Origin of the sequence: Synechococcus sp. MU1611 (assembly GCF_020514255.1) — a bacterium.
Taxonomy (GTDB): Bacteria; Cyanobacteriota; Cyanobacteriia; order PCC-6307; family Cyanobiaceae; genus Parasynechococcus.
The window spans coordinates 354472-375663 of record NZ_VTLC01000001.1; the positions used below are offsets into that span (position 1 = coordinate 354472).

A 21192-nucleotide genomic window follows, 5' to 3' on the forward strand; every position below is an offset into this window, starting at 1 on the left:
CGAGCCTGAAGCTGCTTTATGGCGACGACTTGAGGATCTCGAGTTTCACTGGTACTTGACCCGCCTGCATCATCTTGAGTTGTGATGCGGCGCCATGGGCGAGATCAATCACCCGGTGGTCCTTGAAAGGCCCACGGTCATTGATTCGCACCACAACGCTGCGTCCATTGCTCAGATTGGTGACGCGCACCTGGGTTCCAAAGGGCAATGTCCGATGGGCTGCCGACAGCGTGCCCTTGCGGAAGCGCTCACCATTTGCGGTTGTTCGGCCGTAGAACCCTGGCCCGTACCAGCTTGCTGCTCCTTGAACCACCTGGATGAGCTTGCTTGGTACCGGAGTCTTGTCGGCCAGGGGGCTCGGGGGAGGGAGTGGCAAAGCGTTGATCGTGTCGACATCCTTGATCCCCTTGATTTCTGTGATCTCCTTGCTCTTCTGGATGTCTTCCAAAAGGAATTCCTCGCCATTGGGGCTGGCCCCAACGGAGGGGCAGATCAGCAGTGCCAGCACCAGCCAGGTCAGAGGTTGCATCCACCACTGTCGAATGCATGGATTGAAGCGGCTGTGGGGCTGGATTTCACCCCCTGCTGACGACGAACAGACCGTCGGGAATCTGTTCACCCCAGAACAGCTGCTGGCGTTTCAGCCAGGCTTGCCGGTTGCGATCCAATCGCTCACCGGGAATCAGCAGTGGGATGCCAGGGGGGTACGGACACAGCAATTCAGCCGCCAAGCATCCGCCCGCTTCGTCTAACGACACGCGGAGACGTTCTGCGTGCCAGGCCTGCGACGGTGAATGGTCTGTGGTGGTGACTAGTGGCAGAGGCGGAGCTTCGAACGGCGGCAGTGGATCGCGATCGGGATAGGTCCGCCGGAGGTCCTGCCAGTGGTGCCTGATCCGGCGCCCGAGCCCACGGTGTCGGGCTAGGCCTAGGCAAAAGGTCAGCGTTGCCGGTTCCGGCAGTTCGCCCACGAGGCCTTTGGGCAGGAACCAGGCGTCGGCCTCTAGGCCGGTGATCCCCGCCTGGCCCGTGTGCAGGATCAGGCGCAGCGGGTCCTGGTTGTTGAGCAGAGGGACTCCGCTACGGCGCAAGACATCGGCGAGCTCTTCAGCCTCCTGCAGACGCTGAAGCAGTTGTCGGCGTCCCCTGCGGCGCTGCCAGTGTTGAAGGGCTTCTTCGCAGGAGGCCAGCAGCAGCGCACTGGGGCTTGTGGTTTGCAGCAATCCCAGACTTCGTTCGACACGCACTGGATCCAGACGCTCCCCCTGCATCCAGAGCACTGCCGTTTGCGCGAGGGCTGCAGCTGATTTCTGCAGGGAATGCACCACGAGATCGGCGCCGCAGTGCACGGCACTGGGAGGCAGAGGATGATTCACGCCTGCGGCGAAATGACAGCCGTGGGCTTCATCCACCAGCACGCAACAGCCTCGCTCCTGTAATCGTTTGATCACCTCCGTGGGGTCGTTGGCATAGCCCTGGTAAGTGGGATGCACCAGAACCGCGGCGCGGATGGGTGCCCCATCGGACGGCAAAGCCGCCAGCACCCGTTCGATCCAGGCGGAATCCACCGGCGCAGGCTGGCCCCGGTCGCTTTGAAACGGAAGATCGAACAGCACCGGCTGCAGATCCCCGAGAATGCAGGCCTGAATCAGGCTGCGATGGACATTGCGAGGGAGAAGCACCCGCTCCCCAGGCCTGACCATCGCCAGTAGAGCGGCCTGAAGCAATCCCGTGGCCCCGTTCACCCCGTACCAGCACCGCGCCACACCCATCTGAGCTGCGGCGCAGCGTTGGCTTTCGGCGATGGCGCCGTCCGGTTCCAGTGGACCGCCGAGTTCAGGGAGTTCCGGTAGGTCCCAGATGCCAGCGCGTTGTCGCAGCAATTGACGCAGTCCATCCGGAAGCGCGGCCCCCCGGCCATGGGCCGGCAGAAACAGAGGCTCACCGAGCCGACGGGTGAGCTGGGGCAGAAGCGCCATCGAATCCGCCTGATCTCCTTAAAGTCTCCCTCTGTACTCAGCTCGATGCGATGCGTTACGACCCCCGGCGGGATCTGGGCTGGTTGCTGCTGCGTCCCTGGGTCGCTATCCCGCGGCTGGTGCAGGTGCTCTGGTCCCTGGCTGGCCTGGTCTTGGTGTTGCTGCTGCGTGGAGGCAGTAGTAACCCCGCTGTGCAGCAGGGCTTGGCGCGTCGCATCCTCAACACCCTCACCGGTCTGGGTCCCTGTTTCATCAAATTGGGTCAGGCCCTGTCAACACGTCCCGATCTCGTGCGTCGGGATTGGCTCGAGGAATTGACGCGCCTGCAGGACGACCTGCCGGCGTTTTCCCATGCTGTCGCCCTGGCGTGCATCCGCGAAGAGCTGGGTGCACCAGCTGAAGAGTTGTTTGAGGAGTTCCCCGACACTCCAATCGCCGCCGCCAGCCTCGGGCAGGTCTACAAAGCTCGTTTACAGGGCCAGCACTGGGTTGCGGTGAAGGTTCAGCGACCCAATCTCACCTTCATCCTGCGGCGGGATCTGGTTCTGATCCGGGCGCTCGGTGTGATGACGGCTCCTCTCCTGCCCCTCAATCTTGGCTTCGGTCTGGGCGGAATCATCGATGAGTTTGGCCGCAGCCTTTTCGAGGAGATCGACTACGGCCTTGAAGCGGCCAATGCTGAGAGGTTCTCGGCTCTCTTTGCTCAAAACGATGCCGTCTATGTCCCGAAGGTGGAGCGGATGCTCAGCTCCACCCGTGTGCTCACCACCACCTGGATTGATGGAGCCAAGATGCGCGACAGCGAAGAGCTGCGCTCACAGCAACTCGATCCAACGGCATTGATCCGCACGGGTGTGATCTGCGGTCTTCAGCAACTGCTGGAGTTCGGCTACTTCCACGCCGATCCCCATCCCGGCAACCTGTTCGCCATGCGGGGGCGAACGGGGGACCTCGGCCATGTGGGCTATGTCGATTTCGGCATGATGGATTCCATCAGCGACAGCGACCGTCTCACCCTGACGGGTGCAGTGGTGCATCTGATCAACCGTGATTTCCCCGGTTTGGCCAAGGATTTCCAATCCCTTGGTTTTCTCAGCCCCACCGCTGATCTCACCCCGATCATTCCTGCTCTTGAGGAGGTGCTCGGCGGCAGCCTTGGTGACTCGGTCGGTTCGTTCAACTTCAAGGCGATCACCGACCGTTTCTCGGAGCTGATGTTTGATTACCCCTTCCGGGTGCCGGCTCGCTTCGCGCTGATTATCCGTGCGGTCGTCAGCCAGGAGGGTCTGGCCCTGCGTCTCGATCCCGACTTCAAGATCATCGCCATCGCTTATCCCTACGTGGCCCGTCGACTGCTCGCGGGAGACACGAGCGAGATGCGCGAGAAGTTGCTTGAGGTGATTTTTGATGAGTCAGGCCGCTTGCGCCTGGATCGGCTGGAAAGCCTTCTGGCGGTGGTCGGCCAGGACGCACCCGCGCCTGGTAAGGAACTGATTCCTGTCGCCGGTGCCGGCTTGCGGTTGCTGTTCAGCCGCGATGGTGCCGACCTGCGCCGGCGTCTGCTGATGACGCTGATCCGTGACGATCGCCTGCACACCGACGACGTGCGTGCCCTGGTTGGCCTGCTTGGACGAACTTTCGGCCCCGGGCGGCTGGCCGGTGGGCTGCTGCAACGTCTCAACCCCCTGGCGGCAGCGTGATCCAGCAGCCGAAGATGCTGATCGAACTGAAGACCACAACGGTGAGCGGCCAGATTTCGTCCAGTTGCTCCAGCCGATGCTCTTTGCGAGTTTTGGCGTCGCCTTCCGGCATTGCCTCCAGCTCCCCGTAACGCCGTCCGATGAAGATCACCAGGATGAAGGCCAGCAAGGTGACCACATAGGCAATTACATACACCTGATCCAGAAAGGTGAGATAGGGCAGGTCGGGCAGTTCCTCCCGGTAGGTCTGTTGAAGGAAGACCAGGGTCAACAGCACGGTGACAGGAATTCCTGCGCGCGCGTCCTGTTCATCGGCTCGGACTTTGAAGACGAGCAGAACCATGGCCATCACCACCAGCAGCGGCAGCATCAACCGCCAGAACGCAGACCAGGATGAGGTGCCGAACGTGATATCGAAGATGACCAGGCTGTAGTCATCCGCGCTGCCCCCCAGCCCGAAATTTGTGGCGTAGTTGTGCCGGTATTCGGCAATGGACCAGCCTCGGTTCAGCCAGCCGATGATTCCTGCGAACAAGCCCATCCCACTGTTTTGGATGTCGGGCTCGAAGCGGAAATGGGGATAGTCGAGAGAACCATTCACATCCTCCATTTCAAGGACAAGGGGCAGGCTCACGGTCACAAAGGGAAAGTGCCTGAAGCTGGCTTTGTCGATGTAGAAGCGGCCGATATAGCTGAACAGTTGGTAGTACGTTCCGTCGTCGTTGTGCACTGGGGCTGAGGACATCGGCGTCAGCACTGGATCGGCATCGGATAGCAATCCGTTCACCAGGGTGATTCCCTGTTCAATGGTTTGGTCCCGTTCACTCAGATAGCGCTGCAGCTCATCTCCCCAGCGCATCCAGACGTAACCGTTGGATGAGTAACTGGGGATGCTCAGATCCAGGTCGTAGGTGCTGGTGGCGTAGATCCCTACCTGAACCTGGTAGGAGGCGTCCTCCAGCCCCTGTTGATCAAGGACCATCTCCTGGCCCGACAGCTTTTCGCCCCGCAGGGAGGTCCAGCCGTCCCCGGGTATCCGTTGACTGTCTGTTGTCAGGGCTCGTGATGCCGATGACAAGCGCAGCGCATCACGGCTAGGGACACGACCGACATCAAGCCTGTTGATGCCGGTGAACGCCAGAAGACCGGCAAGCAGAATTGAAACAACGGCAAGTAAGTTCCAGTGCTTCTGTTTCTTGGAGGCCATTTGCGGCGCAGCTCTGGAGTCACTCTGACGTGCTGGGCCTTACTGAGCAGTGGACTGCTCACGCTGCTTCAACCTCGCCCTGTTGCTTCTCAGCCCCCTGGCAGGGGGCAAGATCCCAACGCTCTGGTGCTTGGCCAGTCCCTACCGCTCTCGGGCCCTTCGGCACAACTCGGTCTGGATTATCGACGCGGGGCCTTGGCCTGGTTTAAGTCTGTGAACCGTGAGGGCGGGATTCACGGGCGCAGAATCGAGTTGGTCAGTCTTGATGACAAATACGAGCCGTCGCAGACGCTGATCAACACGCGCCAATTGCTGAAACGCAATGATCTTCTGGCGTTGTTCGGTTATGTGGGCACGCCCACCACAAAAGTGGCGTTGCCGTTAATCGAGGCTGCGGAGGTGCCGCTGGTGGCGCCGATGACGGGGGCAAGTCTGCTTCGACGGCCGGAGCTGCGCATGGTGTTCAACATGCGAACCAGCTATCGCCGGGAGATTGCGGCGATGGTCGACGAGCTGGTGCGTGATGCGCACCATCGCATTGCGATCGTTTATCAAGACGACGCCTTTGGTCAGGATGGCCTTGACGGCGCCATGGCTGCCCTCACCAGCCATGGGCTCAAACCGGTGGCGGTCACGACGGTGCAACGCAATTCAGCTCAGGTGGGGGATGCATTGGACGACCTTATGGCGGTCAATCCCAACGGAGTCGTGCTCGTTTCTGCCTATGTGAGTTCGGCTGCCCTGGCCACCGCGCTGCGCGAACGAGGCAGCAGCGCTCAGATCATGAATGTGTCGTTTGTGGGCACCCAAGCTCTGCAGAGGGCGATGCCGGTGGGCAAAGCCAATGGCATCGGCGTGGCCCAGGTGGTGCCGTTCCCGTGGAATCGTTGGATCCCCGTTGTCGCTGACTATCAGCGCTGCCTGCGGCTGAGTGATGAGGCATCGGGTTTTGGCTTCACCAGTTTTGAGGGGTATCTCGCGGCGCGGATGATCACCGAGGCGCTGGCACGGGCTGGAAAGAACCCAACGCGTCAATCCCTTGTCCAGGCTCTTGAGTCAATCAATGATCTTGATCTGGGGGGCTTCCGAATTCAGATGGGGAGGGACGATCACAACGCCAGCGACTTTGTCGAACTCACCTTTCTCGGCTCCCAAAGCTGGGAACCTTGAGCTGAGATCGCTAAGGTCGCAGCTCTTTGAGATCGGCGTCGATGCCTGAGGAGATCAGCGCCCAGGAGCTTGAGCAGCTGCTTCGGATGATGACCCTGCCCCAGCCGCCTTACCTGCTGGCAGGTATCGGCCTGTTGATGGCAGTGCTCTGCGGCTTGACTTTCGGTCGTCAGGTCCAGAACAAATTGGATGGCTGGAAGCAGGACCGGCTCCCCCTGTTGCCTCTGGGAACAGTTGAGATCAACCTCAGTTACGGCGGCACCCTGATCGGTGTGACCTTGTTTATTGGCTGCTGCCTTCAGATCTTCGGTTTTGCGGCAGGTGCTGCCCTTCTGGTGGCTCTCTTGCTGTCTCTGCTGACGGGTGGAGCCTTGTTCGCTCAGCTCGAGCGCCTGATGGTGCAGGTGGAAGAGGGCAATTTCAAAGCGGTTGATTTCGACAATTTCGATGAATTCTTCTGATCTCGTCTTCTGACCTCTTAAGCGAAGCCGCTGATCTCATCCTTCTGGCTGAGGCCACCGTCAGAATTAAATCGTTTCCAGTCTGTTGGATGTGACGACCTTGTCTGCGGCGGTTTCCACATGCCGTTTGCTCGTTGTGGAAGACGACGACAGCATCCGGGAGACAGTTGGTGAGGCCTTGAGGTTGGAGGGCTATGAAGTGCTCACCAGCTCAAATGGCTCAGAGGCTCTCGAACTGGTCGTGGACAGATCCTCTGATCCGGTTGATTTGATTGTTCTTGATCTGATGCTTCCGGGGCTGGGGGGGCTTGATTTCTGTCGCGAGCTTCGTCGCTTCAAGAACACCACACCGATTCTTGTAATCAGTGCCCGCGAGAGTGAAACCGATCGGGTGCTTGGGCTGGAGGTTGGCGCTGATGATTATCTGGTCAAACCCTTTGGGCTGCGTGAGTTGGTGGCCCGCTGCAGGGCGTTGCTGCGGCGATCCCGTCAAACCGAGTCGTCGCCCTCTGAATCACACAGTTACGCCAATCTTTGCCTGTTCTCCAATGAGTGCCGGGTCACCCGGGATGGCACGGATCTGACCCTCTCCCCGAAGGAATACAAAATCCTGGAGTTGTTCATTCAGAACCCCAAGCGCGTCTGGAGTCGCGATCAGTTGCTGGAGAAAATCTGGGGTGTGGATTTCGTCGGCGACACCAAAACAGTGGATGTTCACATCCGTTGGTTACGGGAAAAGGTTGAAGATGAGCCCTCATCTCCCCAGTTGATCCGCACGGTCCGCGGCTTCGGTTACCGCTTCGGCTGATCTTGTTGTGTTGATCTCTGGAGTACTTGGCTTTGCGGCCGGCATCTGGATCACGCTTCTCTTGCAGCGACGATGGCGCTTCCTGAAGTCGTTGCGAGAGGAGGAGGAGCGGCCTGTTGTCTTGAACGCACCTCAGCTTCTGGCCTGGATTGATGCGGCCACCCAGGGCTGGATGATCCTGGCTCCGGATCACTCCATCGCCTACCTCAACGGTCGGGCCGAACGTTTGCTGCACATTTCCCGCAATCGTCTTGTTCGTGGCATGAACCTCAGGGATGCCCTGGACATTCCCGCACTTGAGGAGGTGATCTTCAGCAGCCGCTATCAGCAGCGCCCCCAGCGATGTGAATGGGAGCAACAGGGGGATCCGCTGGAGGCCATCGTTCTGCCGGGTAGCGATGAATGCTTGTTGGTGTTGATCCAGAGCCGCCAGTCCCTCGAAGCCCAGCAACAGCAGCAGGAGCGCTGGGTCAGTGATGTGGCCCATGAGCTCAAGACCCCTTTGACCGCCCTGATGCTGGTGAGCGATCGGCTGGAGCTGGCCGTGAGTTCAGAGGACACGGCTCTGGTGCAACGGCTGCAGAAGGAACTCCGGCGTCTTCAGCTGCTTGTGGAGGATCTGCTGGAGCTCTCACGCCTGGAGAACAGCCTGCCCCAGGAATACAGCGATTACGTCCCCCTCACCCTGGAGGATCTGGTCGACAGCGCTTGGGGAACCATTCGCCCGATCGCGGAGGGACGGCGGGTCACTCTGCAGTTGGATCGCTCTGAATCCGGGCCCTTGCTTGGGGATCAACGCCGTCTGCACCGCGCGGTGCTGAATCTTCTCGACAATGCTCTGCGTTACTCCCCAGAGGACAGCAGCGTCGATGTGACCGTGCGCCAGAGCGGCGGCTGGTGGCTGCTCAGCATCCGTGATCACGGCCCTGGGTTGAGTGAGACCGATCTCAGTCGCATGTTTCAACGCTTCTACCGGGGGGATCCCTCGCGGGCACGCTCCAGCCGTAGTGGCAGTGGCCTTGGGCTGGCCATCGTGCAGCAGATCTCCGTGAATCATGGTGGTCGCATCGAAGCGCGCAACCACCCTGCTGGGGGCGCCTGCATGGACCTCCTTCTCCCCCGGGAGCCGGTTGGATGACGCGTCAGCGTCTCCAGAAACTGATTGCTGCTGCTGGTCTCTGTTCCAGGCGCCGGGCTGAGGAATGGATTCAGGCGGGCCGTATCACGGTGGATGGCCAGGTCGCCCGCGTTGGGGACCAGGCTGATCCGCACCAGCAGACGATTTGCGTGGATGGCAGGGCCTTGCCCAGCCGTGGCGCGGCGCGGGTGCTGTTGCTGAACAAGCCCGTGGGGGTGATCTGCAGCTGCGATGACCCTCAGGGCCGCCGAACGGTGCTCGACCTGCTGCCACCGGAGCATCGGGCAGGACTGCATCCTGTTGGCCGTCTGGATGCCGACAGTCGTGGGGCTCTGCTGCTTACCGATCTGGGTGAGCTCACGTTGAAACTCACCCACCCGCGCTACAGCCATGCCAAGACCTACAGGGTTTGGGTGGAGGGTGTGCCGTCCGAAGCGGTTCTCGACCGCTGGTGTCGGGGTTTTCCATTGGATGGACGACCGACCCGCCCCGCACAGGTGCGCCGACTGCAGACCAGGGGCGCGCGCTCGTTATTGGAGATCGAGTTGCGGGAAGGTCGCAACCGACAGATTCGCCGGATGGCGGAGGCCCTTGGCCATCCGGTGCTCGACCTCCAGCGCACAGCGATTGCGGGGTTGCCGCTTGGTGATCTGGCTGAGGGGTGCTGGATGTGGTTGAGCGAGGGAGAATGGAAGCCAATGCTCGACCAGGCTGTCCCCTTGGATTTGCATCGCCCATGCGACTGAAGCGTCCAGGATTCTGGTGGCGCCGTCCCCGCAATGGGTCCAGCGCTGATGCTGGTTCTGTTGAGACCCAGGATCAGCAAAGTCAGGATCTGGGACTGATGCTGCGGCGGAGGAGGGAAGAACTTGGGCTTTCGCTACGGGACCTGGCCAATGAAACCCGGATCACAACACCCGTCATCGAAGCGCTGGAGCGTGGCTGGCGTGATCGATTGCCCGAGCGGGCTTATCTCGCCTCGATGCTGCCTCAGATCGAGATCCGCTTAGCTCTTCCCAGTGGATGTCTCGACCCCTTGCTTCCCCAACCGGTGTTGCTCCGCCGCGGATCTGCCAAGGCGGGTCTGCGGCGCTTCACCCTCGGCAATATCGATGTGTTCACCACCTGGCAGGGCACGGTGGTCTACACCGTCGTGATTGCGCTCAGCCTGCTTGCTATCAACCGACAACAGCAGGATTTGGCCCTGCGCAACAGCCTGACCCTCGAGCCCGTGCGTGCTGATGTGGAGGCGATCAACCGTCGCCCGAACCTGGCCGGCGCAGATCATCGCATCGCCGCCTTGCGGCCCCTGGAACAGGTTCAGCAACGCACACCTCAGGAGTGGCTTGAGCTGGTGGGTGGTGCTCTGACGCAGTCTCAGGGGGTTCTCGAGGTTGTTGTTGCTGAGCCCAGAGCGCTGCAGCTCTCGAGCGGTGGTGGAGACCGGTTTGAATTCACGGCCAGTGCCGGCACGTTGATGCTCCAGTTGCAGGCCCCGATTGAGGTCCGCCTGGATCCCCCCGCTGGTGCTGGCGATCAGGTGCTCTGGAACGGAGAACCCCTGGCTGTGGATCAAGCTCGGCCGGGGATCTACCGGGTCAACAAGCCGCCTGCTCCCGACAGCGACCGTCCCCAGACCGCTCCCCTCGTGCCGTAGCCGCCAAGGGCATTCTCCAGATCAGCATCAAAGCTGCGAAGCCTCCAGCTCCAGTTGCCTTCACTGGTGCCGGGTGTGTTGAATCTGGCCCGGTCATCCAGATGCATGAGGTCCTGCAGTGGGGCGACGACCAGTCCTGCGGTCGTGGCAAAGGCCATGTCAAGCAGATGCCAGGCCGGGGCCGAGATCTCACCATTCACCCGTGTGGCAATGCGGGTCCTGCTGTCGGCATCCAAATTGTTCCACCAGCCCAAGGTTGTGGGGTTGTCGTGGGTGCCGGTGTAGACGACCCAGCGATGCCCCTCGGTGTTTTCAGGCAAATAGGGGTTGTCGCGTTGACCATCGAAAGCGAATTGCAGCACCTTCATGCCCGGCAGCTGGAATGCATCACGGAGTGCCTCCACATCCGGTGTGATCACGCCAAGATCCTCGGCAATCAAGGGGAGTGCGCCACCAGCGTCCTTGCGGAGGTAGCGCAGTAGGGCGTGGCCTGGAGAGGTCTGCCACTGCCCGTTTTCAGCGGTGCAGTCGGTACCGGGGACGGCCCAGAAGGCGGCAAGAGCTCGGAAGTGATCCAGGCGTAGGAGATCAACAAACTCCAGCTGGCGAGCAATTCTTTGCCGCCACCAGTGGAATCGCGTGATCCGATGTTGTCCCCAGCGGTAAACCGGTGAGCCCCACAGTTGCCCTGTTTCCGAGAAGTAATCGGGTGGCACACCGCTCTGGGTGGTGAGTTGGCCGTTCTCTTTGACTGTGAACAGCGAACGGTTGCTCCAGACATCAGCGCTGTCACTGCTGACGTAGAAGGGCAGATCTCCAAACAGCTGGATGCCTAGGTCTGCTGCTTGTCGACGAATCGCCTGCCATTGCCGGTCGAGATGCCACTGGATCAGCCGTTCCCGTAGCAGGGCCTCTTGGTGTTGTTCCGCCCAGGCCCGCAGCGCTTTTTTGTCATGACGGGCGAGGGGGAGGGGCCAGTCCCACCAAGCTGTGCCGTGCTGATCATGCAGAACCTGGAAACGGGCATGGTCCTCTAACCAAGCGCGCTGCTGCTGCGCCCAGGTGCCGAAGTCGGCGTGTCGCTTTGGATCCTGGTCACTCCAGGCCTCGAGCAGTGCATCCCCCAGGGCATCGGCCCGTTGCTGGGCCAGGCTGAAATCAACATGTTCCCCTCCCTCCATCGGCGCATCAGCGCCTGGAGTTGCCCTGAGGGCGGCCTCATGGATCAACCCCTCGTTGGCCAGGTCCTGGCCATCCAGGAACCAGGGGTTCAAGGCATTGCACGAGGGGGAGCTGTAGGGCGAGCCCGTTGGATCTGGCGGGGCCAGGGGCAACATCTGCCAGACCCCGATGTCATGTTTAGCCAGCAGTTGGAGCCACCGGCGGCATGGCTCACCGAAGCTGCCGCAGACGGGGCTGCCAGGCAACGCTGTCGGGTGCAGCAGCACCCCGGTGCTGCGCCCCCGTCCAGCCTTCGCTGGTTCAACAGTGGATTGATCCATGGGAGCCCCTTGGTCTCCCAAGGATGGCGATTTCAGAACAGTGCGGCATCCCCGAGGTCCTGCCCGGCCATGCCGTCACGTGCCACGCGCTCGAAAAACTGTTCCAGGGTGTCGGTTCCGTAGGAGGGCGTGGCGTCGGCGTCGTAGCGCTGATTTTGCTCGTCCCAGACGAGCATCGATTCGCTGGCGTAATAGCGACCGATGCGCCCGAATTCCGCCGTATCTTTAATGCCCGGGAACAGCCGAGCCAAACCGTCCAGAAGGGCAATCGGACCATCCATCAGAGCAATGGGGACGGAGAGCATCCGCTGGGGGCGGTTCAGGGCGCGGAAGAGCATTTCTCCCTGCTCCCGAGCGCTCAGCGCCGGACCGGGACCGCCGATGGGAAGCACCTGGTTGCATTTGGCATCGTCCTGGATGCAGTCCGCCATGAACCGGGCCAGGTCTGCTTCGCTGATCGGCTTGCAGCTGGCCAGGGTGCCGCCGCCGAACATCACATAGGGGCCACCTTTGCGGCAGCTTTCCACCTGTCCGCCCAGGCTCTTGAAGAAGGCGGTGGGGCGAACGATGGAATGGGTCATCTCTTCATCCGCCTGCAGCACGGCCTCAAAGGCCAGCTTGGCTTTCTGAAACTCCAGCAGTGGCTTCTGCACGCAGATGGCCGAGAGGAGCACGTAATGGGCCACCCCGGCAGCCCGTCCCTGTTCGTAGGTGTTGAGGGTCGCTGCGTGGTCGATGGCCCAGGAATCCTTGCGGCCGCCGGTGCGAGAAGCCAGGCAGCTCACCACCACATCCGTCGGTTGATCGAAGGCCTCGGCCGTGATGGAGGCTGGATCGCTGACATCCCCAAAGCGCACTTCTGCCCCAGGGAAATCGGCGATGACCTCGTCTCTCCTCTGGCGGCCGCCCACACCACTGCGCTCTCGGGCAAAGGCAATCACCTGGTAGCCCCGCTCCACCAGCTCCTTCACCACAAAACGGCCGATGTACCCCGTGGCTCCGAACACGACCACGCGCACCTGTTCGGGAGGTCGGTTGCGGTAGTCGTGGCGGAGGGACATCGAGGACGGCTTCACGGGGCCCAGGCTAAGAACTGGAGATCTGGGCGAAACTAAGCGCCATTGCGCTTGCTCCAGCGAAATGAACTGGTTGTCGCCACCCCGAGTTCGCGGCGTGCTGCGTGTCGGTTCAGCGTTGCTGGGTCTCGGTGTCACCGGGTGGTTGCTGGCGACGCTGTGGCCTGAACCCGATCGTGTTGCCCAGGGAGCTCCTCTCAGCGCAGATCAACCTGAAACCTTGGCTCCTCTCCCCGAGAGCCCTGTCATGGTGCTTGTGATTGGTCTGGATGCGAATCGTCTGGGTGCGCCCACCAATCAGGCCGCGCCCAAGGGGCCTGCCAATGCCGATGCCCTTTTGATGCTTCGCATTGCATCGAGGGAGCCGCTTCAGGTGCTCCAGATCCCTACCGAGCTTGGCGTTCAGCTTCCCGGCGAGAAGGATCTCGGCAGCCTGGCCCAGCTGTGGCAACGGGGTGGCGTCGGTCTTGTCAGCGATGCCATCCACGACATTGTTGGCCTTGAAGATGGCGATCCCAAGCGCTATGTGGTGATGCCCCGTGCGGCTTTACGCCGTCTTGTGGATGGCCTGGGTGAAGTGGAAGTGGTGCTCGGGCAGTCCTATCAACGCCAAGACAAGGCGCAGGGCTACAGCGTCAATCTCCAGGCTGGGCGCCAAAGCCTGAACGGAGTCCAGGCGGAACAGCTGGTGCGCCACCTGCCAGACCCCAAAGATGTCTCCCAGCGTCGCCAGCGCCAGGACATTCTTGTTGAGGCCTTAATCGAACAGGTCAAGGCTCCCAGTGGCATTGCGTTGATCCCTGCTTTGGTGGACCAACTGGATGCTGACGTGGAGACCAACCTGAGTCGTTCGGAACAACTGAGCTTGGCCGCGGCAATCATTGCCAGCCCTGAACCTGCCGCAATCACCCGCCTGCCATTGGCCAACCGAGCCGGTGAGCAGACCCTCCGCCAAATCAAGCCCGAGGCGAGCCGTCCCCTCTGGCCCCAGCCTTAACCCGGACTGCGGAGCTGCAGTCTCCGGGCGAGAGCCACGATGCATTCGGCCTGATCTGGATGGTTCTCATCGGGAATCCACCCCAGCCAGCTGAGGCCGTCTCTGCGTCGTGCTGGGCCGTTCCAGGGGCCCTGGAGCTGAACCAGGCCGAGAAGGGGGACATGCAGTTCTCGGCAGAGGGCGGTGTAGGCCGGGGCCGTGCCAGGGATCGTTCCATCACTGTCGGCTGTCGTCAGCAGCAGCACCGTCTGACGCCAGTCAGCCAGGGCATGCAACCAGCTGAGATCACCCTCCGGCGTTGGCTGTGCTGCGTCACCGCTTAGCCGCACAAGCCCTTTTGCAGCTGGATTGTTCTTCAGGACTGCTGCGGGTGTTGCACCGCTGGGCACGGTGGTCAACGGGCATTGGCAGGCCTTGGCAAGGGCCTCGCAGGCCTGGCGCATTTTGAGCTCTGGAAGTGGGCCCGCACCCACGAGCAGTGGGAAACCTTTGGACATGGGGGTGCTGCTCACCTCTACCATCGGATTACAGCAGAATTCGTTACGCGGGCGCCGTGACCAGTTTCCTGACAGCAGCCCGTGCCGAACAGGAGCAGATGGCTCCAGATAGCCGACGTCTGCGTCTGTTCAGCGGCACCTCGAATCCCGCTCTGGCGCGGGAGATCTCTGCATATCTGGGTGTGCCAGATGGCCCCCGCGTCTGCAAGCGGTTTGCGGACGGTGAGCTGTATGTGCAGATCCAGGAGTCGATTCGGGGCTGCGATGTGTTCCTGATCCAGCCCACCTGCGCGCCGGTGAACGACCACCTGATGGAACTGCTGATCATGGTGGACGCCTGTCGACGGGCATCAGCGCGGCAGATCACTGCTGTGGTCCCTTATTACGGCTACGCCCGGGCGGACCGTAAAACCGCCGGTCGTGAATCGATCACGGCCAAGCTCACGGCCAACCTTCTGGTGCAGTCCGGCGTTGATCGTGTGCTGGCCATGGATCTGCACTCCGCCCAGATTCAGGGGTATTTCGATATTCCCTGCGATCACATCTACGGATCACCCGTGCTGGTGGACTATCTCTCCACTCAGGATCTGGGAGATGTCGTCGTGGTGTCTCCGGATGTGGGGGGTGTGGCGCGTGCCCGGGCGTTCGCCAAGCAGATGAACGATGCCCCGCTGGCCATCATCGACAAGCGCCGCACCGGTCACAACATGGCTGAGAGCCTCACGGTGATCGGTGATGTGGCCGGCCGAACGGCGATCTTGATTGACGACATGATCGACACCGGCGGCACGATCTGTGCAGGTGCACGGTTGTTGCGGGAGCAAGGAGCCGAACGGGTGCTGGCCTGCGCCACCCACGCTGTGTTCTCACCTCCTGCCAGTGAACGCCTTTCCGTCGAGGGCCTGTTTGAACAGGTGGTGGTCACCAACAGCATTCCGATCCCTCGAGACCGGGTCTTCCCCCAGCTGAAGGTGCTCTCTGTGGCCAACATGCTGGGGGAAGCCATCTGGCGCATCCACGAAGAGAGCTCCGTGAGCTCGATGTTCCGCTGAATGTTGGGTTCGGTGGAATGGACTGTTCAACGAGCGGGCTTGCTGCGGCTGCATCGCGATTGATTCGAGCGACTCTTGCGGTGCGGTGCGGTGCTTCAACAGCAGTGGATCAGAGCTGGAGGCCACTGGCTTGCGTTGCCCTGGCCAGCCTGATGGCAGCGCTTCCGGCTCCCTTGATGGCGGAGTCCCGATTGGACCGGCTTCTGCGGAACCGGAGCACCATGGGGGTGTGGCTGACCAACAGCCCCAGCAAGCTCTATTACGACAGGAAGCTCATCAGCGCAGCGATGCAGCAGCTCCAGGAGGCTGGATTCAATCGTGTGGTGCCCAATGTCTGGAGCCGAGGAACCACCTTTCACCGCAGCCGTTTCGCTCCAGTAGAGCCACCGCTTCAGAAGGCGGGGCTCGGTCTTGATCCCATCTGCACCTTGGCCGCTGAAGGTCGGCGCCGCGGCATCAAGGTGATGCCCTGGTTTGAGTACGGCTTGATGGAGCCGGCGAATTCAGCTGTTATCCGCAAGAACCCCAGCTGGGTGTTGGCCAAAGCGAATGGCCAACGCTGGATGACCATGCACGGGAACCATCGGATGGCTTGGCTCAACCCTGCCCATCCGGAGGTTCGTGCCCGTTTCATTGGTTTGGTGGTGGAGACCTTAAAGCGCTGTCCGTTGGATGGTCTGCAACTGGACGACCACTTCGCCTGGCCGGTTCAATTCGGCTACGACCCCACCACCGTGGCGCTCTACAAACAAGAGACGGGAATGGCACCACCGCGGGATCACAGCAATCGACAGTGGATGAAATGGCGTCGGAACCAACTCACGTCTCTTCTGCGTGAGTTACGGCAGCGTCTCAAGAAGGAGCAACTCTCCACACGGATCAGCCTGTCTCCCGGCCCCTTTCGTCAGGCATACAACCTCTGGCTTCAGGATTGGGAGCTCTGGGCTTTGGGGGGGCTGATTGAAGAGTTGGTGGTGCAGAACTACTCCTACTCCGTCCAAGGCTTTGCGAAGGACCTGGATCAACCCGCCCTACGCAAAGCCCGCAGCTGGGGTATTCCTTCTCAGATCGGTGTGTTGGCGGGATTCGGCAAACGCACGACATCCATGGCCGTTTTGGAACAAAAAGTACGACTGGCCCGTGATCGAGGTCACGGTGTGATTTTTTTCTATTGGGAGGGATTGTGGGGTGTACATGTTCCCGATCGGTATCGACAGATTCGGCGGAACGCCTTTGCAAAACTGGGATATGAAGGATAGTTCGAGCTAGACTGAATAGAACTTGAATTAACTTAATAAATCATGCCAATGCTACTGGTTTAAATATACTATATGCGTATGCAATGTTTGCTTTTGAATTGCATGAATCTTTTTAAGGGTGGTCTGGGCCTACTGGCTTCTAATTTTTTGATAGCCTGTTTGTTAATAGGATGCAGTAACGATGGCGATAGCGCTAAGCAGTCGAACGAAATAAAGAGCCAGAAACCAACTCAAGAGACGCCTGTCATCGCAGAGAAAGATGACCCTAATAAGATTGCTATTAGAGATGATATAGATAATGCACGAGGTGTTGTTACAGAGAAAGATGATCTGAATAAGATCGCTCAAATGGATGATATTGATGACCAAACAGGTGTCATTGCGACAGAGCCTTATCGGATTGAGGGGATTGAAGTATCCCTCCTTAATGTTAAGCGAGCAAGCGGAGATACATTGAATGTGTACTGGAGGATGTCAAATCAATCTTCTGTTGCCCAGGAGTTAGTTAAGTGTAGTGCTTCTTGGTATTGTAAGTATCAATTAGCCGCAGGTAACTGGGGTGATGGAATATACATTATTGATAGTGCGAATCAAAGAAAACACTTGGTGGTTAGAGCAGATAAGAGGCCTGTAGTAAGTACATCTATAACACCGCTGTCGATTGAACCTGGATCTAGTATAAATCTCTGGGCAAAATTCCCGTCCCCTCCGCTTGATGTCAAAAAAGTTTCTATTTACATACCCGGAGTGGCGCCAATGGAAGATATCCCTATATCGGAGTAGATTCTTGAAAAAAGATATTCCCCTTTGTCATGGCATGATTGGGTCACTATCTCTTCTAATGGTTGCTTGTATTTCATGCTTGAGTGCTAATAAACTTTTTGCTGGATCCAACAATGTTGTTGCTACTGCACGCCAGGCTCCTGTTCAGGGTATGAAGATTGAAAGAGGGCTCGCTTATGATCCAAGTAATAAGGAAAAGAGTGAATCAATTAAAGAACTTGAGTTTCTTGTTCAGGACCTTGATTACCCGATCATTGATTTGTATACATCGACCAAGTCGCAAGACGAACTTCTAATCGAGATCTCATCCGATATCCTTTTCGATTTCGACAAGTCAAGTCTTAAGCCCTCTGCTTTTCCATCGCTTCGAATTGCTTCAAAGCAAATTACTGAAATGGCTCGTGGTGATGTCCGTATAGAAGGGCATACAGATTCGAAGGGGTCTGATGCGTACAATCAATCTCTTTCTGAAGCAAGAGCTGAATCTGTTCGTAAATGGCTCGTTGATAATGGTGGATTGACTGATATTAACTTTGTTGTTAGTGGGTTTGGAGAAACCAAGCCTATAGAGCCGAATGAAACTGATAAGGGGGAAGATAATCCTGCAGGCAGACAGCGCAATCGTCGTGTAGAAATAATTGTCAAAACTTCAGAATAATTCCATATCACTACTTTCAAATATAGTAATTCATCCAAAATTGGGATGATCTTGTTCAGCTCTCATTCATTTTGTTGCTCGCTGGGGCCTGATTGAACACACTTTGCTTGATAAAGCTGCTTTCAGTGATTCTGATTTTTAGGGCGAATCGCACTTGCTACGGCAGGCTCGCTAAAGTCCTATAAATACGCTGTTTAAATGGCTGCATTCCCATGCGGTCAATGTTTTCTACAGTGATTCATCCGATTCTCCCCTTCAGGTTGTTCGCAATCGAAAAACTTTGTTTGTATTGAATGATGAATCAGTTTGAAGTAAATCAGATCCGTTCCAAGCTGCGTAGGCTTGATCTTGACGATCAGTTCATCGAGCTGTACATCGATAAGTTGATGAGGAATAAAGAGCCCTTTGTCACGGCATCGAAGGTCATCGATCGATGGGAGAAGAACGATTCAGGCCAATTCGTTCTTCAGGCTCTTGCATGTGGGCTTATTGCGGCCTTGGCTGGCGCATGGTTTGCTGTTGTTCGTTGAGTAGATGAATTACGCGATGAATGAGGCAACAGTTATCTCGCTATTTAGTGTGGGTATGGCAAGTACTCTTACTGTTTTATTTTTTGGGTTTCAGCACACTTTTCGTTCGGAGCGAGAGCGCACATTGATGAAAAGAATGAGGTTCCGCCTTGATCGGATGATCTCAAATGAAAGTTCTTTGAGAGAATGATCACATTAATTTTGATCTGCAATTTTGTAGGTGAACAAGAGCCCTAAGCACAGCGTGCCAATGAGTGGTCCTGGCGGCAGATCAATGGCAACAGCCAACATCATTCCGCCGCCACATAGCAGCAGTCCTGTACTCGCGCTTCTGAGCATTAATTCTTTGAGGCTTCGGCTCCGCTCGACGTGCATCAGAACAGGAGCACAGAGCAAACCAATCACAAGAATCACGCCAACGGCTGTGATCGCACTAATCACAACCAGGGCTGTGATCAGGCTGCAGATCAGCCGAATCAGGATCACAGGTCGTCTGGCAACTGCGGCACCTTCGGGATCGATGCCGATGAACACCAGGTCGCGGTAGCCCCACACCACCATGGCCAACAGTGCGCTGGCTGAGATTGCTGTTCGAACCAGATCGGCTGTGTTGGCTGCCAGTAGATCGCCGAACAAAATTGTCTCGAGATCAACGCGTGCTTCCAGTAGTGGCACCAGCAGAACGCCTAGTGCTGTGAAGCCAGCCAGAACAGTGTTCATCGCACCTTCTTCCCGGCCTTTGAAACGTCGGTTCAGGCGTTCCGCTAACAGGGCACCCAGCAGTCCACTGACCAGCCCGCCAATGCTTGGGTCGATGCCGATGGCGAGGGCGATGACCAGGCCGGGCAGAACGGAATGGGCCATCAAATTGGCCAGAAGGACCCGTCGTTGGGTGATCAGCAGAGCTCCAGTGGCTGGACAGATGGCTCCAATCAACAACGAGATCACCAAGGGCAGAAGCCACCAGATGTCCAGCTCAACCACAGCAATGGCTCCCCATCATGCAGGTCATGTCGCTCAGTTTTTCGCGAACTGTTTCGGGTGTTCCGTTGGCAAGGATTTGTCCATCCATCACAACAACCTGGTCGTAGTCGTTAAGGGCGCTGCCCCAGTCGTGGCTGCTGACCAGAAGCGTCTGGCCTGATTCGGCCTGTTCTCGCATCACTCTGAGCAAGTGTTCCCGTGTTGGCGGATCGATGGCGCTGCAGGGTTCATCCAGCAGCAGGATCTCGGTCTGTTGCATCAACGCTCTTGCCAGCAAAATTCTTTGTTGCTGGCCGCCGGATAGATGGCTGAGGCGCCGGGACCCCATGGCTCCCATGCCAACGCGTTCCAGAAGTTGATTGGGGTGGTTTGCTGATGTTGTGTTGCAGTTGCTGGGCGTGCCCAGCTGCACCATGTCCTGAGCGGTGATTGGAAACGACCAGTCAATGGCTGCTCTTTGGGGCATCAATCCGATTTGCTTGCTGCAATTGATTGATCCTTGGCTGGGCTTGAGCCGCCCCTCCAGAAGATGCAACAACGTTGACTTGCCTGCTCCATTTGGCCCCACAAGTGCGGTCAGTGTTCCCGCCTGAAGCTGCAGGTTGGCCCTGTCAACGGTCTTGCGGCCCCCGTAGCTGAAACTCAGTTCGGTTGTGCTCAGTACGCACGACGAATCGCTCATCAACTCTTCAGCGACCTGACTTGGGCCTCTTGTTGTTTTGCACACCTCATGGTGGCGCGGAACCATGTGTTCAGCAAAATGATAATCATTCTCAATTCCGTCGTCCATGCGTTCTGTCTTGGTTCGATCGGCTGGCGTCGGTGTGGCCCTGGCCTTTGGCGCTGCTGTTGTTCCTGCCCATGCGGCTCAACCTGTAGTGGTTGCAGTTGATGGCACGCTTTGCGACATCACCAAAACTTTGGCTGGTGCTGCCGCCTCGGTAACTTGCCTGATCCCTCCCGGCGGGGATCCCCACTCCTATCGATTGAAGCCCAGTGATCGCAGTCAGATTGCCAAGAGCGATCTTGTTCTTCACATCGGTTTTGGCCTGACGCCTTCCGCCAAAAAACTCAAGAACCCCGGCACGGTTGTCGCTGTTGGTGAAGTTGCCCTGCCGTCTTATCGAGGCAGCGACCCGCATGTTTGGCACGATCCTGCCAATTCCGCTGCGATGGTGCGGGTTGTATCCAGTTCTCTGTCACCTGTTCTGCAGGCCAGTGAGCGCTCTGCCTTGCAGCAGCGCACCGCACGCGCCGTGGCTGTTTTTGAGGCTCTTCAGGTCTGGGAAGCCAAGCAGTTCGGTTCTCTGCCATCTCAGAACCGTGTCCTTGTAACTGATCACAAGACTTACAGCCATCTTGCCGATCGCTTTGGACTTGTTGAGATTTCGATGTTGGACAGTCACACCACCGGTGGCGTTTTGAGGCCTTCCAGTCTTCGCAAGATCACGCAGGAAGTGAAATCTTCCGGTGCCAAAACGATCTTTTCACCTTCGGCTACTCCGAACAAAACCCTTAGGCGCATCAGCAAGAACACGGGGTTGCCGATCGCGACAACACCTCTTTATGGAGAAGGGATTGCGGCAGGTCGCAATGCCGTTTCGACAGCGACGCTCAACGTCTGCACGATCGTCAATGGTCAGGGTGGTTCCTGTGATCAGTCAGGAGCCAATTCGTTGAATTCCCAGTGGTCATCGATCCGGTGATGTAACTCCTACTTCCGTCTTCAACTCT

At 58.5% G+C, this 21192-nt stretch carries 22 protein-coding genes; 14 read left to right on the forward strand and 8 right to left on the reverse strand.

The window, feature by feature from the left end:
- Nucleotides 1–16 precede the first annotated feature (16 nt).
- Both FZZ92_RS02040 and FZZ92_RS02045 read right to left on the reverse strand, forming a co-directional pair.
- Complete coding sequence (locus tag FZZ92_RS02040; RefSeq protein ID WP_226398069.1) at nucleotides 17–529, reverse strand: septal ring lytic transglycosylase RlpA family protein; 513 nt, start codon at nucleotides 527–529, stop codon at nucleotides 17–19.
- A gap of 46 nt (nucleotides 530–575) precedes the next feature.
- Nucleotides 576–1979 carry an aminotransferase class I/II-fold pyridoxal phosphate-dependent enzyme gene (locus FZZ92_RS02045; protein ID WP_226398068.1) on the reverse strand — a complete coding sequence of 468 codons (1404 nt, stop codon included), beginning with the start codon at nucleotides 1977–1979 and terminating at the stop codon, nucleotides 576–578.
- A 50-nt stretch (nucleotides 1980–2029) separates the two neighbouring features.
- Here FZZ92_RS02045 and FZZ92_RS02050 point away from each other — a divergent pair, with 50 nt between their 5' ends.
- On the forward strand, nucleotides 2030–3679 hold the full coding sequence (locus tag FZZ92_RS02050) for an AarF/ABC1/UbiB kinase family protein (RefSeq protein WP_226422456.1): 1650 nt from the start codon (nucleotides 2030–2032) through the stop codon (nucleotides 3677–3679).
- On the opposite strand, the gene FZZ92_RS02055 is transcribed toward FZZ92_RS02050, so the two are convergent.
- Nucleotides 3657–4886, reverse strand: a complete 1230-nt coding sequence (locus FZZ92_RS02055) for a hypothetical protein (protein ID WP_226398066.1) — start codon at nucleotides 4884–4886, stop codon at nucleotides 3657–3659. The genes FZZ92_RS02050 and FZZ92_RS02055 overlap by 23 nt on opposite strands.
- Between FZZ92_RS02055 and FZZ92_RS02060 the strand changes: the two genes are divergently transcribed.
- From FZZ92_RS02060 to FZZ92_RS02085, 6 genes are all read left to right on the forward strand, one after another.
- Nucleotides 4863–6056: an ABC transporter substrate-binding protein gene (locus FZZ92_RS02060; protein WP_226398065.1), complete on the forward strand. Its 1194-nt coding sequence runs from the start codon at nucleotides 4863–4865 to the stop codon at nucleotides 6054–6056. The two genes, FZZ92_RS02055 and FZZ92_RS02060, sit on opposite strands and share 24 nt — an antisense overlap.
- 41 nt (nucleotides 6057–6097) lie before the next feature.
- Nucleotides 6098–6517 carry a hypothetical protein gene (locus tag FZZ92_RS02065; RefSeq protein ID WP_115025092.1) on the forward strand — a complete coding sequence of 140 codons (420 nt, stop codon included), beginning with the start codon at nucleotides 6098–6100 and terminating at the stop codon, nucleotides 6515–6517.
- Nucleotides 6518–6602: 85 nt separating this feature from the next.
- Nucleotides 6603–7325 carry a response regulator transcription factor gene (locus tag FZZ92_RS02070; protein WP_226422457.1) on the forward strand — a complete coding sequence of 241 codons (723 nt, stop codon included), beginning with the start codon at nucleotides 6603–6605 and terminating at the stop codon, nucleotides 7323–7325.
- A 7-nt stretch (nucleotides 7326–7332) separates the two neighbouring features.
- A complete protein-coding gene (locus tag FZZ92_RS02075) occupies nucleotides 7333–8463 on the forward strand; it encodes a HAMP domain-containing sensor histidine kinase (protein WP_226398063.1) in 1131 nt (376 codons plus the stop codon).
- The gene (locus FZZ92_RS02080) at nucleotides 8460–9209 is read left to right on the forward strand and encodes a pseudouridine synthase (RefSeq protein ID WP_226398062.1); all 750 of its coding nucleotides are present in this window, start codon (nucleotides 8460–8462) and stop codon (nucleotides 9207–9209) included. The genes FZZ92_RS02075 and FZZ92_RS02080 overlap by 4 nt, the downstream gene beginning before the upstream one ends.
- Nucleotides 9200–10120 (forward strand): RodZ family helix-turn-helix domain-containing protein, encoded by a 921-nt coding sequence (locus FZZ92_RS02085; RefSeq protein ID WP_226398061.1) that lies wholly within the window; start codon nucleotides 9200–9202, stop codon nucleotides 10118–10120. Before FZZ92_RS02080 ends, FZZ92_RS02085 begins: the two co-directional genes overlap by 10 nt.
- On the opposite strand, the gene malQ is transcribed toward FZZ92_RS02085, so the two are convergent.
- Nucleotides 10054–11622 (reverse strand): 4-alpha-glucanotransferase, encoded by a 1569-nt coding sequence (gene malQ, locus FZZ92_RS02090; RefSeq protein ID WP_226422458.1) that lies wholly within the window; start codon nucleotides 11620–11622, stop codon nucleotides 10054–10056. The two genes, FZZ92_RS02085 and malQ, sit on opposite strands and share 67 nt — an antisense overlap.
- A gap of 32 nt (nucleotides 11623–11654) precedes the next feature.
- On the reverse strand, nucleotides 11655–12683 hold the full coding sequence (locus FZZ92_RS02095) for an NAD(P)-dependent oxidoreductase (protein WP_226422459.1): 1029 nt from the start codon (nucleotides 12681–12683) through the stop codon (nucleotides 11655–11657).
- 79 nt (nucleotides 12684–12762) lie between these two features.
- On the opposite strand from FZZ92_RS02095, the gene FZZ92_RS02100 reads away from it, so the two are divergent.
- Nucleotides 12763–13695 carry an LCP family protein gene (locus tag FZZ92_RS02100; protein ID WP_226422460.1) on the forward strand — a complete coding sequence of 311 codons (933 nt, stop codon included), beginning with the start codon at nucleotides 12763–12765 and terminating at the stop codon, nucleotides 13693–13695.
- On the opposite strand, the gene FZZ92_RS02105 is transcribed toward FZZ92_RS02100, so the two are convergent.
- On the reverse strand, nucleotides 13692–14207 hold the full coding sequence (locus FZZ92_RS02105) for a hypothetical protein (protein WP_370631226.1): 516 nt from the start codon (nucleotides 14205–14207) through the stop codon (nucleotides 13692–13694). The genes FZZ92_RS02100 and FZZ92_RS02105 overlap by 4 nt on opposite strands.
- Nucleotides 14208–14248: 41 nt before the next feature.
- On the opposite strand from FZZ92_RS02105, the gene FZZ92_RS02110 reads away from it, so the two are divergent.
- The 5 genes from FZZ92_RS02110 (at nucleotide 14249) to FZZ92_RS02130 (ending at nucleotide 18474) form a co-directional block, all read left to right on the forward strand.
- The gene (locus tag FZZ92_RS02110) at nucleotides 14249–15244 is read left to right on the forward strand and encodes a ribose-phosphate pyrophosphokinase (RefSeq protein WP_226422462.1); all 996 of its coding nucleotides are present in this window, start codon (nucleotides 14249–14251) and stop codon (nucleotides 15242–15244) included.
- Between the two features lie 152 nt (nucleotides 15245–15396).
- The gene (locus FZZ92_RS02115; RefSeq protein WP_226398151.1) at nucleotides 15397–16503 is read left to right on the forward strand and encodes a glycoside hydrolase family 10 protein; all 1107 of its coding nucleotides are present in this window, start codon (nucleotides 15397–15399) and stop codon (nucleotides 16501–16503) included.
- 102 nt (nucleotides 16504–16605) lie between these two features.
- The gene (locus tag FZZ92_RS02120; protein WP_226422463.1) at nucleotides 16606–17286 is read left to right on the forward strand and encodes a hypothetical protein; all 681 of its coding nucleotides are present in this window, start codon (nucleotides 16606–16608) and stop codon (nucleotides 17284–17286) included.
- A 4-nt stretch (nucleotides 17287–17290) separates the two neighbouring features.
- Complete coding sequence (locus FZZ92_RS02125) at nucleotides 17291–17944, forward strand: OmpA family protein (protein ID WP_226422464.1); 654 nt, start codon at nucleotides 17291–17293, stop codon at nucleotides 17942–17944.
- A 296-nt stretch (nucleotides 17945–18240) separates the two neighbouring features.
- Nucleotides 18241–18474, forward strand: coding sequence for a hypothetical protein (locus FZZ92_RS02130; protein ID WP_226422465.1), 234 nt, complete (start codon nucleotides 18241–18243; stop codon nucleotides 18472–18474).
- A gap of 195 nt (nucleotides 18475–18669) precedes the next feature.
- On the opposite strand, the gene FZZ92_RS02135 is transcribed toward FZZ92_RS02130, so the two are convergent.
- Both FZZ92_RS02135 and FZZ92_RS02140 read right to left on the reverse strand, forming a co-directional pair.
- Nucleotides 18670–19458: a metal ABC transporter permease gene (locus FZZ92_RS02135; protein WP_166017083.1), complete on the reverse strand. Its 789-nt coding sequence runs from the start codon at nucleotides 19456–19458 to the stop codon at nucleotides 18670–18672.
- Entirely contained in the window at nucleotides 19451–20140 is a 690-nt protein-coding gene (locus FZZ92_RS02140; protein WP_115025352.1) for a metal ABC transporter ATP-binding protein, read from the reverse strand. The genes FZZ92_RS02135 and FZZ92_RS02140 overlap by 8 nt, the downstream gene beginning before the upstream one ends.
- Nucleotides 20141–20258: 118 nt before the next feature.
- Here FZZ92_RS02140 and FZZ92_RS02145 point away from each other — a divergent pair, with 118 nt between their 5' ends.
- Nucleotides 20259–21164: a metal ABC transporter substrate-binding protein gene (locus tag FZZ92_RS02145; RefSeq protein ID WP_226422466.1), complete on the forward strand. Its 906-nt coding sequence runs from the start codon at nucleotides 20259–20261 to the stop codon at nucleotides 21162–21164.
- The last annotated feature ends 28 nt before the right edge of the window (nucleotides 21165–21192 follow it).